The following is a 15,823-nucleotide window of genomic DNA, read 5'->3' as shown; positions in this document are numbered from 1 at the left end:
TTATTTCTCCAATGTGGCTTTGAGGATGGTGACGGGGGTGGTCGGCACGTTTTCGAACATGCCGCGGCTGCCGGTGCGGACCTGGCGGATCTTGTCGACCACGTCGGCGCCGGCGATGACCTTGCCGAATACCGCGTAGCCCCAACCGTTCTGCGTCGGCTGGGTGTGGTTGAGGAAGCGGTTGTCGGCGATGTTGATGAAGAACTGGGCCGAGGCCGAATGCGGATCGTTGGTGCGTGCCATCGCGACCGTCAGCGGGATGTTCTTGAGGCCGTTGTCGGCCTCGTTGGGGATGCTGGCGCGGGTCGGCTTTTGCTGCATCTCGGCCGTGAAGCCGCCGCCCTGGATCATGAAGCCGTCGATCACGCGGTGGAACACGGTGCCGTCGTAATGCTTGTCCTTGACGTACTGGACGAAGTTGGCGACCGTCTTCGGGGCCTTCTGCGCATCGAGTTCGAGCACGATGTTGCCCAGGCTGGTTTCGAGCTTGACCCGCTGCGCGGCGGGCGGCTGAGCGGCGTTCTGGGCCAAGGCGGGCAGGGCGGCGGCGAGCGCCAGCGCGGTGCCGGCGATCAGTCGGTTCAGGTGACGTCTTTTCATGGCGGTCTGGGTGGGTGGCGGTCGGATCAGCGCGGCGCCGCTTCGGACGGCAGTTGCTGGAGGATCTGCAGCTTGGGCCGCAGCGCGGGGTTGCCGGGGTCGAGCTCGAGCGCGCGCGCCCAGGCCTGGCCCGCCAGGCGGGCATGGATGTCGCCCAGGTTCTGGTGCGCGGTCGCGTAGCCGGGGCTCAGGCGCAGGGCGGTTTCGAGCGCCGCGCGGGCGGCATCGAGCCGGCCGGCCGCTGCGTGCAGCACGGCGAGGTTGTTGTAGGGCTCGGGCAGTTCGGGATAGTCCTGTGTCAGCGCGCTGAAGGTCGCGCTCGCGGCGTCGGGCTGGCCGCTCTGGCTTTGCGCCACGCCCTTGAGAAAGCGCAGCTGGGCGTCGTTCGGCTGCCGGGCCAGCGCGGTCTCGGCCTTCTGTTGCGCCTCGGCGCTCAGGCCGGCGCGCAGCAGGCGCGCGACTTCCTCGTGGACGCTGGTCTGGGCCCGCGACAGGCCGGGGGCCAGCAGGCCTGCCAGTCCCAGCAGGGCGCTCAGTGCGGCGGACAGTGGAGGAGAGAAACCGGTGTGAAGGCGTGACATGGTGGCGTTGCGGCAAGGGGGCGGCCGGGCGGCGCGCCAAAACGGGCACAATACGCGACCTTGCGCGGCGCTGGGGCTGGTTGTCAAGCCTGGCCCCATCAGCCTGCGCCGATATACTGCAAAAGATTGTATCTGAGGGGTTCCGCCCCCAAGCTCCCCATGACCTTGCGCATTTACAACTCGCTGACGCGCCGCGTCGACGACTTCTCTCCGATCGAACCCGGCCATGTGCGCCTCTACGTCTGTGGCATGACGGTCTACGACCTGTGTCACCTCGGGCATGCCCGCTCCATGGTGGCGTTCGATGTCGTGCAGCGCTGGCTCAAGGCCAGCGGCTATCGCGTCACCTATGTGCGCAACGTCACCGATATCGACGACAAGATCATCGCGCGCGCGCTCAAGAATGGCGAGACCATCCGCGGCCTGACCGACCGCATGGTCGATGCGCTGCACCAGGATGCCGACGCACTCAAGATCGAGCGCCCGACCTTCGAGCCGCGCGCGACCGAGTATGTGCCGCAGATGCTGGACCTGATCGGCAAGCTGGAACAAAAAGGCCTGGCCTATCGCAGCGCCAACGGCGATGTCAACTACGCGGTACGCCAGTTCGAGGGCTACGGCAAGCTGTCGGGCAAGAGCCTGGACGACCTGCGCGCCGGCGAACGCGTCGCGGTGGATGACGGCAAGCAGGATCCGCTCGATTTCGTGCTCTGGAAGGCGGCCAAGGCCGAGGAGCCGGCCGAAGCCAAGTGGGACGGCGCCTACGGCCTGGGCCGACCGGGTTGGCATATCGAGTGCTCGGCCATGAGCTGCGAGATGCTGGGCGAGAGCTTCGACATCCACGGCGGCGGCGCCGACCTGCAGTTCCCGCACCACGAAAACGAGATCGCCCAGAGCGAGGGCGCGAGCGGCCAGCCGCTGGCCCGGTTCTGGATGCACAACGGCTTCGTGCGCGTCGACAACGAGAAGATGTCCAAGAGCCTGGGCAACTTCTTCACCATCCGCGAGGTGCTGGCCCGCTACGACGCCGAGACGGTGCGCTTCTTCATCCTGCGCGCGCATTACCGCAGCGCGCTGAACTACAGCGACGCCCACCTCGACGACGCGCGCAATGCCCTGAAGCGCCTCTACACCGCATTGGCCTCGGTGCCGGCGGCCGATGTCGCGATCGACTGGAGCGACGACTACGCGGCGCGCTTCAAGGCCGCCATGGACGAGGACTTCGGCACGCCCGAGGCGGTCGCCGTGCTGTTCGAGCTCGCGAGCGAAGTCAACCGCAGCCGCTCGCCCGAGCGCGCCGGCCTGCTGAGGGCGCTGGGTTCCATCCTGGGCCTGTTGCAGGAAGACCCGACCGCCTTCCTGCAGGGCGGCAGCGTGGCTGGCGGCCTCGACGAAGCCGCGATCCAGCAGCAGATCGAAGCCCGCGCCGCCGCCAAGGCCGCCAAGGACTGGCCCGAGGCCGACCGCATCCGCAAGGCCCTGCTGGAGCAGGGCGTGGTGCTCAAGGACGGTCCGGCCGGCACCAGCTGGGAACGGGCCTGAAATGGCCAGAACCCCGATCGAGTCGGCCGCCTCGCCGGTGGCCGAAGCGGCTGCTGGCGCGTCGCCGCCCTTGCGCCCGCCCTATTGGGCCGAGGCCTGCCGCCACTTGATGAAGCGCGACCGCGTGATGAAGAAGCTCATCCCGCGCTTTCCGGATGTGACGCTGCAGTCGCGCGCCGATCCCTTCACGACGCTGGCGCGCAGCGTGATCGGCCAGCAGATCTCGGTCAAGTCGGCGCAGGCGGCCTGGCACCGCTTCGTCAAGCTGCTGCCCGCGGTCAGTCCGGCTGGCGTGCTGGCGCTTGCGCCCGAGGCCATGCGCGCCGCCGGCCTGAGCGCGCGCAAGATCGACTACCTGGTCGACCTGGCGCGCCACTTCGACTCGGGCGAGCTGCATGTCAATGCCTGGCGCGGCATGGACGACGAATCCATCATCAAGGAACTGGTCGCGATCCGTGGCATCGGCCGCTGGACGGCCGAGATGTTCCTGATCTTCTACCTGCTGCGCCCGAACGTGCTGCCGCTCGATGACGTGGGCCTGATCCGAGGCATCAGCCAGAGCTATTTCTCGGGCGAGCCGGTCAGCCGCAGCGAGGCGCGCGAGGTCGCCGCCGCCTGGTCCCCCTATTGCAGCGTCGCGACTTGGTATATTTGGCGCTCGTTGGATCCCGTGCCGGCGGCGAGCTGAAGCGTTCGCGCATCACAGAACCGACCAAAGGAGTACACCTTGGCGAAAAAGAACTTCCTCGACTTCGAGCAACCGATTGCCGAACTCGAATCCAAAATCGAAGAACTGCGTTACGTCCAGACCGAGTCCGCGGTCGACATCTCGGAAGAGATCGAGCAGCTCAGCAAGAAGAGCCTGCAGCTGACCCGTGACATCTACAGCGAGCTGACGCCCTGGCAGATCACCAAGATCGCGCGCCACAGCGACCGGCCCTACACGCTGGACTATGTGAACGGGATCTTCACCCACTTCGTCGAGCTGCACGGCGACCGTCACTTCGCCGACGATCTGGCGATCGTCGGCGGCCTGGTGCGCTTCAACGGCCAGCCCTGCATGGTCATCGGCCATCAGAAGGGCCGCGACACCAAGGAGCGCGCCCTGCGCAACTTCGGCATGACCAAGCCCGAGGGCTATCGCAAGGCCCTGCGCCTGATGAAGCTGGCCGAGAAGTTCAAGCTGCCGGTGTTCACCTTCGTCGACACGCCGGGCGCCTATCCCGGCATCGACGCCGAGGAGCGCGGCCAGTCGGAGGCGATCGGGCGCAACATCTTCGAGATGGCGCAGCTCGAAGTGCCGATCATCTCGACCATCATCGGCGAAGGCGGCTCGGGCGGCGCGCTGGCGATCGCGGTCGCCGACCAGGTGCTGATGCTGCAGTATTCGGTCTATTCGGTCATCAGCCCGGAAGGCTGTGCCTCCATCCTCTGGAAGACCAGCGAGCGCGCCAGCGAAGCGGCCGAGGCGCTCGGCATCACCGCGCACCGCCTGAAGGCGCTGGGCCTGGTCGACAAGATCGTCAGCGAGCCCGTTGGTGGCGCCCACCGCGACCCGCAGGCCATGGCCGCCAGCCTCAAGCGCGCGCTGGCCGATGCCTGGCGTCAGCTGGCCGACCTCAAGACCGATGCCTTGATCGAGCGTCGCCATGATCGCCTCAACAGCTACGGCCGCTTCACCGACACCAAGGCCGATGGCAAGGGCCGGCGCGGCTGACAATCCCTGCCTCGGCGCCCTGGGCGCCTGGGCGGCGCGCCACCCGCTGTCCGCCGCCAAGCCCGCTGTCACCCAGCCCTGGGCCGTCGCCTACAGCGGCGGCGCCGACTCGACCGCGCTGCTGCTGGCCGCGCGGACGCTGTGGCCAGGCCAGGTGCGGGCGCTGCATGTGCACCATGGCCTGCAGGCCGCCGGCGACGATTTCGAGCGCCATGCGCGCCTGGCCTGTGACGCGCTCGGCGTGCAGCTGCAAGTGATCCGGGTCGATGCGCGCCATGCCCCTGGCCAGAGCCCCGAGGACGCCGCGCGCCAGGCCCGCTACCTGGCGCTGGCCGCTGCGGCCCGGGAAACGGGTGCCGCCTGGGTGCTGCTGGGCCAGCATGCGCAGGACCAGGCCGAGACCCTGCTGCTGGCGCTCGGTCGCGGCGCCGGCCTGCCGGGGCTGGCCGGCATGGCCGAGTCCTTCGAGCGCCACGGCGCCCGCTTCGGCCGCCCGCTGCTGGGCGTCGATGGCCAGGCCTTGCGCGACTGGCTCGACCGGCAGGGCATCTCCTACGTGGTCGATCCGACCAATGCCGATGAGCGCTACACGCGCAACCGCATCCGCGCGCGCCTGCTGCCAGCCTTGGCGGCGACCTTTCCGGCCTATGCGCAGACACTGGCGCGCAGCGCGCGTCACGCCGCGCAGGCGCAGATCCTGCTCGACGAGATGGCCGCCGAGGACCTGCTGGCCGTGGGCAATCCGCCCGTCATCAAGCTGTTGCAGACGCTCAGTCGCGCGCGCCAGGCCAACGTGCTGCGCCACTGGCTGCGCGCCGGCTGGCAGGCCATGCCGAGCGAGGCCCAGCTGGAACAGGCACTGGACCAGATCGCGGCCTGCACCACGCGCGGCCATCGCATCCGGCTCAAGCTCGCCAGCGGCCATCTGCTGCGCGACGGCGTGGGGCTGCGCTACCAGCCATCGATATAATTGAAATGTTTTGCGTCCGGCAGCCGGCGTCGCAAAAGTTTCACATTCCGGCCTTACCTACACCGTTTTCACGATGGCACTGATCGTTCACAAATACGGCGGCACCAGCATGGGCTCGACCGAGCGCATCCGCAACGTCGCCAAGCGTGTCGCCAAGTGGCACCGCGCCGGCTACCAGATGGTGGTCGTCCCCAGCGCCATGAGCGGCGAAACCAACCGCCTGCTGGGCCTGGCCAAGGAACTCGCGCCGGCCAAGCCGGGCGTCGCCTACGGCCGCGAGCTCGACCAGCTCGGCGCCACCGGCGAACAGGCCTCGTCCGCGCTGCTGGCGATCGCGCTGCAGGCCGAAGGCCTCGATGCGGTCAGCTTCTCGGGCTGGCAGGTGCCGATCAAGACCGACAGCAGCCACACCAAGGCGCGCATCGAGTCGATCGAGGATGTCCGCGTCAAGGCCGAGCTCGATGCCGGCAAGGTCGTCATCATCACCGGCTTCCAGGGCATCGATCCGCTGGGCAACGTGACCACGCTGGGCCGTGGCGGCTCCGACACCTCGGCCGTGGCCGTGGCGGCCGCGCTCAAGGCCGACGAGTGCCTGATCTACACCGACGTCGATGGCGTCTACACCACCGACCCGCGCGTGGTGCCCGAGGCCCGCCGCATGGAGCGCGTCAGCTTCGAGGAGATGCTGGAGATGGCCAGCATGGGCTCCAAGGTGCTGCAGATCCGCTCGGTGGAGTTTGCCGGCAAATACCGTGTCCCGATGCGCGTGCTTTCGAGCTTCACGCCCTGGGACATCGACCTGAACGAAGAAGCCCGCTCGGGCACCCTGATCACTTTCGAGGACAACGAAGATATGGAACAAGCCGTCGTTTCCGGTATTGCCTTCAACCGCGACGAGGCCAAGGTCTCGGTCCTGGGCGTGCCTGACACCCCCGGCATCGCCTACCAGATCGTGGGCGCGGTGGCCGATGCCAACATCGAGGTCGACGTCATCATCCAGAACGTGAGCAAGGGCGGCTTGACCGACTTCAGCTTCACCGTCAACCGCAACGACCTGGCCAAGACGCTGGAACTGCTCAAGGACCAGGTCGCGCCGCAGCTCGGCGCCGCTGAAGTCATCGGCGACGCCCGCATCTGCAAGGTCAGCATCGTCGGCATCGGCATGCGCAGCCATGTCGGCGTGGCCAGCCGCATGTTCCGTTGCCTGAGCGCCGAGAACATCAACATCCAGATGATCTCGACCTCCGAGATCAAGACCTCGGTCGTGATCGACGAGAAGTACATGGAGCTCGCCGTGCGCGCGCTGCACCGCGAATTCGACCTCGACCAGCCGCAAGATTCTCTGGCCCAGGCCTGAGAACCCCGTTTTTTTGAGGCATAATAAGGGCTTCCGGAGCGGTGACCGAGTGGCCGAAGGTGCTCCCCTGCTAAGGGAGTATGGGGTGTAGAGCCTCATCGAGGGTTCGAATCCCTCCCGCTCCGCCAAGACAGAGCCCAAGCAACGCAAGTTACTTGGGCTTTCTCTATGGTGCGCGCCGAATCCGCGCACCGGCCTGTCTCACGAGTAGGACTCGGCCATCAGCGACTTGAACCAGGTGTTCATCTTCGAGAAGTTCTCGCTGCTGGGCTTGAGTGCCTCGGTCGCGACGCCCGTGCTGCCGCTGACGTAGTCATGGATGACGAACTTCCTGGAGGTCAGCAGCGTCTTGGGATCGGTGTAGTCCTCGTAGTGGTAGACCGCGGTGAGCCAGGACGCCAGCGTGCTGCTGACCGGCGAATAGCAGGCCGAGTTGGCCGCCAGCAAGGCCGTGTCGACCGACTTGCCGGCCAGCAGGCTGACGATCGCGCTGGCGCAGATCTTGGCCTCCTGGTTGCCGACATGGCCGGCCATCGGCAGGCCGGTGCCGCCCGTGCCCGCGGTGCGGTGCGAGTCGCCGATGACATGCAGTCCGGGCTTGGCGACCGATTCGAACGAGTAGGGCCAGACCTGGGCGAAGGGCTGGTCGGTTGCATTGGCCAGTCCGGCCAGCTGGACGATGGCGCCGGCCCGGTGCGGCGGGATGACGTTGAGCACGTTGCTGGCGAACTGCTGGCGCGTCGTCACGCCGGAGACGGTCACGTCCGCGGTCACGGTGCCGCTGGGCGAGTCGACCGACACCACCTTGGCGTTCGGGACATACTGCAGCACGCTGGGGTAGAGCGTGCCGAAGGCGTAGCCGAAGTTCTCGGGCTCGGCCGAGATGCCTGGGTTGGCGTCGAGCACGACGAGGCGCGAGTTCGGCTTGTTGCGCTTGAGGTAGTCGGCCACCACGCAGGCGCGCTCGTACGGCCCGGGTGGGCAGCGGTAGGGTTTGGGCGGTATCGACATCACGAAGGTGCCGCCGGGCGCCATGGCCGCGAGGCGCTGACGCAGCTGGTTGGTCTGCGGCCCGGCGATCCAGGCATGCAGGATGTCCGCCGATCGGGTCGGGTCGGAGGTCTCGGGCACCGGATCCATCTGTATGCCCGGAGCGAGCACCACGCGTTCGGCATGGAGGGTGCCGACGCTCCCGTTCGCGGTCCGGGTCGTGACCTTCCAGAGACCGGCGCCAGCGGGTTCGACCGCCGTGACGCTGGCCGTGACGAGCTTGACACCGTACTTGGACACGAGCTTGGCGTAGCCGAAGTTCAGGCTGCTGAGCGCGACCTGGCCCGTCACGGCCAGGTTGCTCATGATGTTGGAGACATAGGTCGGATTCTGCTCGACCAGCGTCACGTCGAGGGTCCGGTTGCTCCACAGGCGCAGGTACTTGGCCACCGTGGCGCCGGCCATGCCACCGCCGACGACGACGACGCGGTTGACCGCCGCAGAGGCGCGCAAGGGGATGAGCGCGGCGGCGGCGGTGGCGGCTGCCGCCGCGATGAAATGCCTTCTGTTGTTCATGACAAGCCTCCTGGCTCAGGGCTTGGGCAGCCGGGAAAAGTAATAGGTGATCCAGTACAGATCGGTGTTGCTGTAGCCGCGCGCGTGCGGCGCCATCAGGTTGGCGCCTGCGGGCTTGAGCCGCATGTCGTTGAGCTTGTCGAGCAAGTCCTTCTGCGTGACGCCGGCCAGATTGCCAAAGGCGCCGTTGACGCCGTTGGTGCCGTGGCACTGGAAGCAGTTGGATGCCAGCAGGCGACCGTTGTCCGCTGGCTGCTGCGCCGATGCGGCCAAGGAAAGACCGCAGAGCATGACTGCCAGCAGCGTTTTCAGGTGTCGAGGTTTCATGAAGGACCTCCTTTTCTTTAGATAGTGGAGGGAGTATATGTCTGTTGCTTCCCGGGCATGCTCAACATTTATCAATGGCCATGAGGTGCTCCATAGTCAAGGGCGCGAGACTGGCGTGAAACCGCTGGCAGTCCTTGGCGGTTGCCGGGGCTGATCTCTTGTTCCGGATCAATAATGCAAGGCTTTAACAAGCATTGAACCCAAAGGCACCGATGAGCGCGGCAACCCCGATCGTGATGACCCGCGAGCAGAGCGAGATCTGCGCCTGCACCCACCCGCGCATCCTGGTCGAGGCCAACGCGGGCGCGGGCAAGACCACGACGGCGGCGCTGAGGATTGCCCGTCTGATCGAACAGGGCGCCAACCCGTCCCGGATCGTGGCGCTGTCGTTCACCGAGTCCGGCGTCCAGGCCTATGTCGAGGCCTTCCAGCGGCTGGGCTTCAAGCCCGAGCTCGCCCGGGCGATCCGGGTCGGCACGCTGGAGGACTTCTGCGCGGCCCGCCTGAAATGGCTGGAAAACCTGACGGTCGAACGGCTGAGCCGCGCCGAGCAGGTCCGCCCCGAGGTGCTGGCCGCGATCGCCAGCGCGCGCGAGTCGCTCTCGACCCGCTACCAGGGCGAGTTCGCGCTGGAGGGCACGGGCGAATTCGCGGTCGAGGGCCTGCTCGACGAGTTCGCCCAGATCAAGGGCTCGATGCAGCTGCTGCGCCAGGAGGAGGGTTTCCGGATCACCCCGGACAGCGCCGGCGAATTGGGGCGGGATTTCACCACCCTGGCGGTCTACCAGTGCTACGAGTCGCAACGCTGTCACTTCGTCGATGCCGCCGGCGAGCCGCGCGTGAGGTTCCGCTATGCAGGCGACGCGACCTACGACCTGGCACGCATCCTGTCGTCGGACGACTCGTCATTCAGCTGGGAACGGCACCCGCTGCGGCTCAGGCTCGATGCGGTGATCCTCGACGAGATGCACGACACCAACTGGGCCATGTTCACGGTGCTGCAGGCCTTGCTGGCGGTCAATGACGGGGTGAAATTCCTGGGCGTTGGCGACCGGGACCAGGTCATTCACGCCCGTGACGGTGCCGATGCCTACTTCATGGGGCCGGGTTTTTCGGCCTTCATCGGCGAGCCCCAGCGCCTGCCGCTGACCGAGACGCGCCGCTTCGGCGGCGCGATCGCGCAGCCCCTGGCCCGGTTGGCGCACAAGCCCTATCCGAGCCAGGCGGCGCTCCAGTCCAGGGTGGAGCTGCGCCAGGCCAGCTCGGCCACCGAGCTGATCGGCTGGATCAATGACGCGCTGACCCGGCGCCCGGGCTTGCGCCCGGACTCCCCGAGATCGCAGTTGGCAGTGCTGCTGCGCCATCCCAGCGCCGCCACCGAGCTGGAACATGGCCTGCGTCGCCAGGCGATCCGCTACCAGACCGTGGGCTTCACCAGTTATCTGGAGCGGCCGGAAGTCCTGTTCCTGCGCCTGCTGCTCGCGGCAGCGGTCGGGCTGCCGGATCCATTCCGGGCCACGCTGCTGGGGCCGGCCAAGCGGGCGAGCTGGGAGTTCATCGGCGGCGTCATGCCGCAGGCGGACGAGGCCCAGACCGCCCAGATCGTCGAGCGCGCGACCCAGGCCAACTTCGTCGAGTTCGTGCTGCCCGAGCTGCTCAGGCAGACCCCGCACGCGACGGCCAGCCAGCGGGTGCGGGAGGCCATGCGGCTGGCCGCTTCCGACCGGATCGAGGACCTGGCGCGGGTCGTTGCCAAGCTGGACATCCGCCCGTTGGCACGTCGGGTCTTCGTGCAGGCCGAGGCCGCCGAGGATGCCGAGCTTTCCCTGCAGGGGCTGGTGCGCGCCAGTCAATCCTATGCCTCCATCACCGAGTTCCTGCGCAGCCTGCTGGCGCATGACCACGATGCCCATGCGGAAAAATGGGCTGGCGAGCGCATCATCCTGTCGAGCATCGAGGCGGTCAAGGGGCTGGAGTTCGAGCATGTCATCATTCCCGACCTGAACCGGGCGGACTTCGATGGCGAGACGCCCGATCAGCGCAACCTGTTCTACGTGGCGGCATCGCGCGCCAGATACCAGTTGACGCTGGTGCATCGTCCCGGCCAGGCGAGTCGTTACCTGCGGCATTTCGCGCCGGACTGAGCCTGGAAAACAACAAACCCGCCGGGTGGCGGGTTTGTTACTGCTTGACTAGCAGGAGGGTATCCCCGTCAAGACGGGGCGGGGCCTTGCGGCATTCGGTTCAGTGATTGAGACTACTCGCGAAGCGGACCTCCTTTACCAAAAACCTATAGGCCTAGCCAGTCCCGCTGGCGTGGGTAGCGCTGTCAGTCAGGATCCCACCCTTGGGCTTTGTTCCTTTGCCGGAGCATCCGCTTGCGCTTCAACTTCGGACCTGACAGTGGTTTCCACTATACGCCTGCTGCGCCAAGTCGCAAGCAATGACCATGACAGGGTCCTGGTTTCTGAATGGAGGCCGGAAACAAAAAAGCCAGCATGGCGGCTGGCTCTTGCGGACTCGTGTAAGTCCTTGAATTTGGCGGAGAGATAGGGATTCGAACCCTAGATACGGTATGAACCGTATACCGGATTTCGAGTCCGGCGCATTCGACCACTCTGCCATCTCTCCGTGTCGAAGCCACTATTGTAGCAGCATTTTCGGCCAGTTTTCAAGCTGCCTCGCGCAAGGCTTGCAAAGCCGCATCGGCCTCGGCCGCGCTCGCGCCTTCGGCGACGGCGGCCATCTCGTGCAGCGCGGGGCTGGCGCTCCAGCCCTGGGCCTTGAGGTGGGCGATGGCCTCGCCGCAATGCTTGGGCGAGGCGTAGCCACGGCTTTGCAGCAGCACGCGGCCCTTGGCATCGGCGAGCTTGAAGTAGAACAGGCCGTCCTTCTCGCGGTATTGCTTGAAGCTCGGCAGCGCGGCCTTGTCGGTCTTGACCCTGGTTTCGGCGAGAGCCTGCAGCGGGCGCAGGCCAACGGCGTGGCGCAGCCGGGCGGTGAAGGGGGTGGCGACGGCGCGTGCCTTGGCGGCGCCGGCCCGCAGCAGGGCCTCGACCCGCTCGGGGTAGGTCATCAGCTCCTCGTAGGTGGCGCGCATCGGGGCGATCTCGCTGTCGATGCGCTCGAACAGTCGCTGCTTGGCGTCGCCCCAGCCGATGCCGTCGGCGTAGGCCTGCGCGAAGGCGGCGGTTTCCTCGGGGGTGGCGAAGGCCTGGTAGATCTGGAACAGCGCCGAGCCTTCGGTGTCCTTGGGCTCGCCGGGGGTCTTGGAGTCGGTCACGATGCCCAGGATGAGCTTCTTCAGCTGCTCGCGCGGCGCGAACAGCGGGATCGTGTTGTCGTAGCTCTTGCTCATCTTGCGGCCGTCGAGGCCGGGCAGGGTGGCGACGGCGTCCTCGATCACCGCCTCGGGCAGCACGAAATGCTCGCCGTACTGGTGGTTGAAGCTGGAAGCGATGTCGCGCGCCATCTCGATATGCTGGACCTGGTCGCGGCCGACCGGCACCAGATTGGCGTTGAACAGCAGGATGTCGGCCGCCATCAGCACCGGGTACATGAACAGGCCGGCGTTGACGCCGTCATCCGGGTCGGCACCGGCGGCGGCGTTCTTGTCCAGCATCGCCTTGTAGGCGTGCGCACGGTTGAGCAGGCCCTTTCCGGTCAGGCAGGTCAGGAACCAGGTCAGCTCGGTGATCTCGGGGATGTCGGACTGGCGGTAGAAGGTGACCTGTTCTGGCGCCAGGCCGCAGGCGATCCAGGTGGCGGCGATCTCCAGCGTCGAGCGCTGCACGCGCGCCGGGTCGCCGGTCTTGATCAGCGCATGGTAGTCGGCCAGGAACAGGAAGCTCTCGGTATTGGGCAGTCGGCTGGCGCGCACGGTCGGGCGCACGGCGCCGACGTAGTTGCCGAGGTGGGGCGTGCCCGAGGTGGTGATGCCGGTGAGAACGCGCAGGGGGGAGCTCATGGGAAGGAAAACGGGTGCGTGGGACGAAAGAGATAGGGGACGGTCGGATCGATCAGAGCAGCAGCCAGCGCAGCGGCGTCAGCAGCAACTCGATCACGCCGGCGCCGAGTGCCATCAGCGGGCGCAGCCAGAAGCTGCCGACGATGCCGCTGACGACCAGCGCCATCACGATGAAGAAGCCCCAGGGCTCGATGCGCGAGACGGCGACCGCCTGCTTCCAGGGCAGCAGGCCGACCAGGATGCGGCCGCCGTCGAGTGGCGGCAGCGGGAACAGGTTGAAGGCGAACATCACCAGGTTGACATTGACGCCGGCCAGGCACATGCCGAGGAAGAAGCGCTCGCGCACGCCGAGCGCGTGCAGCAGGATCAGCAGCGCCGCCCAGAGCAGCGCCTGCGCGAAGTTGGAGGCCGGTCCGGCCAGCGCGACCCAGACCATGTCGCGCTTGGGGTTGCGCAGCCGTCCGAAGTCGACCGGCACCGGCTTGGCGTAGCCGAACAGGAAGCTGCCCGCGGTCGCGAAATAGAGGATCAGCGGCATCAGTATGGTGCCGACCGGATCGATATGCTTGATGGGGTTGAGCGTGATGCGTCCCCGCGACCAAGCCGTGTTGTCGCCGAAATGGCGCGCCGCATAGCCGTGCGCGGCCTCGTGCACGGTGATGGCGAACAGCACCGGCAGGGCGTAGATCGCAACGGTCTGGATGATTTGGGCGAAGTCCATCGGCTTATTGTCGCAGGCCGGCTTCAGAGACTGGCTTCATAGGCCGAGCGCGGCCAGCGGACCGCGGCCGGCGCGGATCACCTCGGGTTCGTCGCCCGAGCCCATCGGCGTGAGATCGATCACTGTGGTGGGTTCAAGCGAGCAGGCGCCAGCGTCGATCACGGCGGCCAGCTCCTGCTCGAAGCGCTCGCGGATTTCCTGCGGGTCGTTGAGCGGATCGGCCTCGCCAGGGGGGATCAGCGTGCTGGCCAGCAGCGGCGCGCCGTGCAGCGCCAGCAGTTCCTGCAGCGCCCGGTGCTCGGGCACGCGCAGGCCTATGGTCTTGCGCGAGGGGTGGCTGGCGCGGCGCGGCACTTCCTTGCTGGCCTCCAGGATGAAGGTGTAGGGGCCGGGCGTGCCGAGCTTGAGCAGGCGGTATTGCCGGTTGTCGACCCGCGCGTAGCTGGCCAGCTCGCTGAGGTCGCGGCACAGCAGCGTCAGGTGATGCTTGTCGTCGACGCCGCGGATGCGGCGCAGCCGCTCGACCGCCGACTTGTCGTCGAGCTGGCAGACCAGCGCGTAGCTGGAGTCAGTGGGCACGGCGAGCACGCCGCCTTTTTCCAGCAGCTGCACGGCCTGCTTGAGAAGGCGGGCTTGCGGATTCTCGGGGTGGACTTCGAAATACTGCGACATGCGGCGATTGTCCCACCTTGAGCCGGTGTTCAGCCGGTGTTCGGGTCAGACGGGCCGAGGCACGCGCGCCGCCAGCCAGGCGGCCGAGGCGCCGCAGGCCGCGATCAGCGCGATGCCGGCGAACTCCAGCGCGCCGGGCATGTGGTCGAACACCAGCCAGCCGGCCAGCGCCGCGAAGCCGATCTGGGCGTAGAGATAGGGCGCCAGCGTGGCCGCACTGGCACGCCCGAAGGCAGCACCGAGCATGAAATGGCCCAGCGTGCCCGTGAGTCCGGCCAGGCCGAGCACCGCGAGGCTGCCGCTGTCGGGCAGGCCCTGCCAGCCCCAGGGCAGCAAGGCGCTCAGCGCCAGCATGCCGATCCAGCCGGAGAAGAAGTTGAGCTGGATCGCGCTTTCGCTGCGCGCCATCCGGCTGGTGACGATGTGGAACAGCGAGTTGGTCAGCGTGCACCCGAGTGGCAGCAGCAGCACCCAGCCCTGCGCGTCGCCGCGTGGCTGCGCCACCAGCAGCGCGCCGCCGAAGCCGCCCGCCACCAGCAGCCAGCGCAGCAGGCTGACGCGCTCCTGGAAGAAGGTGGCGGCCAGCAAGGTCGTGACCAGGGGAGTGAGCATGATGATCGCGGTGAACTCGCCCACCGGCAGGCATTGCAGGCTGAAGAAGGCCAGGATGCTGGTCTGCAGCAGCAGGATGCCGCGCAGCAGGTGCAGCCTGGGGTGGCTGGTGTGCAGCGAGCGCCAGCCGCGCGTGGGCAGGACGACGGCGCTCATGGCCAGCGCCTGGAACAGGTAGCGGAACCACATCGCGGTCAGCACCGAGACGCTGGCGCTGACGTACTTGATCGAGCTGTCCAGCGTCGCGAAGCAGGCCACCGCGAGCAGCAGCAAGGCGATGCCTTGCAGGGGGCGGTGGCCGTTCATGCCGGCTGGATGCGGTCGACCAGCAGCTCCCAGACCGGGGTCAGCCGGCCTTCGAGCAAGGGCAGGTCGCCGAGGTCGATCCGGCTCTCGTCCGGGCAGTGGAAGTCGCTGCCGCGCGAGGCGGCCAGGCCGAACTCGAGCGCGAGCTCGGCGTACTTGGCGTATTCGCTCGTCGAATGGCTGCCGCAGACGACCTCGACGCCCTGGCCGCCATGCTGCTTGAACTCGGAGAACAAGGCGTATTCCCGCGTCGGGTTGTGGTCGTAGCGGGCCGGGTGCGCGATCACGGCGATGCCGCCGGCCTCGCGTATCCAGCGCACCGCATCGCCCAGCGCCGCCCAGCGGTGCGGCACGAAGCCGGGCTTGCCGTCGGCCAGGTATTTGCGGAATACCTCGTTGGTGTCGCGGCAGACGCCGCTCTCGACCAGGAAGCGGGCGAAATGCGTGCGCGAGATCAGCTCGGGGTTGCCAACATACTTGAGCGCGCCCTCGTAGGCGCCCTCGATGCCGATCCTGGCCAGTTGCGCGCTCATCTCCCGGGCCCTGGCGCCGCGCCCGCCCCGGGTCAGTTCCAGGCCGCGCACCAGCTGCTCGTTGTCGGGGTCGAAGCCCAGCCCGACGATGTGCACGGTGAGGTGGGCGAAGGTGACCGAGATTTCCACCCCGCTCAGGTAGGGCAGGCCCAGCGCCCGGGCGGCTGCCATGGCGCGGCGCTGACCGGCCACCTCGTCGTGGTCGGTCAGCGACCAGAGTTCGACTCCGTTGGCCTGGGCGCGCGCGGCCAGGGCTTCGGGTTCCAGCGTGCCGTCGGAGACGGTGGAGTGGCAGTGCAGGTCGGCGTTCAGAATGGTCACCCGGCCATTCTAGTTCTGCCGCGCCACCTTG

At 67.4% G+C, this 15,823-nt stretch carries 15 protein-coding genes and 2 tRNA genes; 7 read left to right on the top strand and 10 right to left on the bottom strand.

Annotated elements, in window-relative coordinates:
- Together PHR85_RS00470 and PHR85_RS00465 are read right to left on the bottom strand one after the other, a co-directional pair.
- Positions 1–600: a peptidylprolyl isomerase gene (locus tag PHR85_RS00470; RefSeq protein WP_300049180.1), complete on the bottom strand. Its 600-nt coding sequence runs from the start codon at positions 598–600 to the stop codon at positions 1–3.
- Between the two features lie 26 nt (positions 601–626).
- On the bottom strand, positions 627–1,181 hold the full coding sequence (locus tag PHR85_RS00465; protein ID WP_300049178.1) for a tetratricopeptide repeat protein: 555 nt from the start codon (positions 1,179–1,181) through the stop codon (positions 627–629).
- Positions 1,182–1,340: 159 nt separating this feature from the next.
- Here PHR85_RS00465 and cysS point away from each other — a divergent pair, with 159 nt between their 5' ends.
- The 6 genes from cysS to PHR85_RS00435 all read left to right on the top strand — a co-directional run bounded on the left by cysS (position 1,341) and on the right by PHR85_RS00435 (position 6,895).
- The gene (cysS, locus tag PHR85_RS00460) at positions 1,341–2,723 is read left to right on the top strand and encodes a cysteine--tRNA ligase (protein WP_300049176.1); all 1,383 of its coding nucleotides are present in this window, start codon (positions 1,341–1,343) and stop codon (positions 2,721–2,723) included.
- Between the two features lies 1 nt (position 2,724).
- The gene (locus tag PHR85_RS00455; protein ID WP_300049174.1) at positions 2,725–3,411 is read left to right on the top strand and encodes a DNA-3-methyladenine glycosylase; all 687 of its coding nucleotides are present in this window, start codon (positions 2,725–2,727) and stop codon (positions 3,409–3,411) included.
- Between the two features lie 39 nt (positions 3,412–3,450).
- Positions 3,451–4,440, top strand: coding sequence for an acetyl-CoA carboxylase carboxyltransferase subunit alpha (locus PHR85_RS00450; protein ID WP_300049172.1), 990 nt, complete (start codon positions 3,451–3,453; stop codon positions 4,438–4,440).
- Positions 4,418–5,410, top strand: a complete 993-nt coding sequence (tilS, locus tag PHR85_RS00445; protein ID WP_300049170.1) for a tRNA lysidine(34) synthetase TilS — start codon at positions 4,418–4,420, stop codon at positions 5,408–5,410. Before PHR85_RS00450 ends, tilS begins: the two co-directional genes overlap by 23 nt.
- A 73-nt stretch (positions 5,411–5,483) precedes the next feature.
- Positions 5,484–6,767 (top strand): aspartate kinase, encoded by a 1,284-nt coding sequence (locus tag PHR85_RS00440; RefSeq protein ID WP_300049168.1) that lies wholly within the window; start codon positions 5,484–5,486, stop codon positions 6,765–6,767.
- 35 nt (positions 6,768–6,802) lie between these two features.
- Positions 6,803–6,895: transfer RNA gene (locus tag PHR85_RS00435), tRNA-Ser, on the top strand.
- A 73-nt stretch (positions 6,896–6,968) separates the two neighbouring features.
- On the opposite strand, the gene PHR85_RS00430 is transcribed toward PHR85_RS00435, so the two are convergent.
- Both PHR85_RS00430 and PHR85_RS00425 read right to left on the bottom strand, forming a co-directional pair.
- Positions 6,969–8,333, bottom strand: coding sequence for an FAD/NAD(P)-binding oxidoreductase (locus PHR85_RS00430; protein WP_300049166.1), 1,365 nt, complete (start codon positions 8,331–8,333; stop codon positions 6,969–6,971).
- A 15-nt stretch (positions 8,334–8,348) separates the two neighbouring features.
- Positions 8,349–8,660, bottom strand: coding sequence for a c-type cytochrome (locus PHR85_RS00425; RefSeq protein WP_300049164.1), 312 nt, complete (start codon positions 8,658–8,660; stop codon positions 8,349–8,351).
- Between the two features lie 212 nt (positions 8,661–8,872).
- On the opposite strand from PHR85_RS00425, the gene PHR85_RS00420 reads away from it, so the two are divergent.
- Positions 8,873–10,804, top strand: a complete 1,932-nt coding sequence (locus PHR85_RS00420; protein WP_300049162.1) for an ATP-dependent helicase — start codon at positions 8,873–8,875, stop codon at positions 10,802–10,804.
- A gap of 395 nt (positions 10,805–11,199) precedes the next feature.
- Here PHR85_RS00420 and PHR85_RS00415 read toward each other — a convergent pair.
- The 6 genes from PHR85_RS00415 to PHR85_RS00390 form a co-directional block, all read right to left on the bottom strand.
- Positions 11,200–11,291: transfer RNA gene (locus tag PHR85_RS00415), tRNA-Ser, on the bottom strand.
- A gap of 40 nt (positions 11,292–11,331) precedes the next feature.
- Positions 11,332–12,627: a tryptophan--tRNA ligase gene (locus tag PHR85_RS00410; protein ID WP_300049160.1), complete on the bottom strand. Its 1,296-nt coding sequence runs from the start codon at positions 12,625–12,627 to the stop codon at positions 11,332–11,334.
- Positions 12,628–12,679: 52 nt separating this feature from the next.
- A complete protein-coding gene (locus tag PHR85_RS00405; RefSeq protein ID WP_300049158.1) occupies positions 12,680–13,348 on the bottom strand; it encodes a site-2 protease family protein in 669 nt (222 codons plus the stop codon).
- Between the two features lie 36 nt (positions 13,349–13,384).
- Positions 13,385–14,020 carry an L-threonylcarbamoyladenylate synthase gene (locus PHR85_RS00400; RefSeq protein ID WP_300049157.1) on the bottom strand — a complete coding sequence of 212 codons (636 nt, stop codon included), beginning with the start codon at positions 14,018–14,020 and terminating at the stop codon, positions 13,385–13,387.
- Positions 14,021–14,065: 45 nt separating this feature from the next.
- Positions 14,066–14,938, bottom strand: a complete 873-nt coding sequence (locus PHR85_RS00395) for a DMT family transporter (RefSeq protein WP_300049155.1) — start codon at positions 14,936–14,938, stop codon at positions 14,066–14,068.
- Entirely contained in the window at positions 14,935–15,792 is an 858-nt protein-coding gene (locus tag PHR85_RS00390; protein WP_300049153.1) for a 3',5'-nucleoside bisphosphate phosphatase, read from the bottom strand. Before PHR85_RS00390 ends, PHR85_RS00395 begins: the two co-directional genes overlap by 4 nt.
- Positions 15,793–15,823: the final 31 nt, after the last annotated feature.

The sequence above is a fragment of the Malikia sp. genome, assembly GCF_028687635.1.
GTDB lineage: Bacteria > Pseudomonadota > Gammaproteobacteria > Burkholderiales > Burkholderiaceae_C > Malikia.
This window is presented reverse-complemented; position numbering and strand designations above follow the sequence as displayed.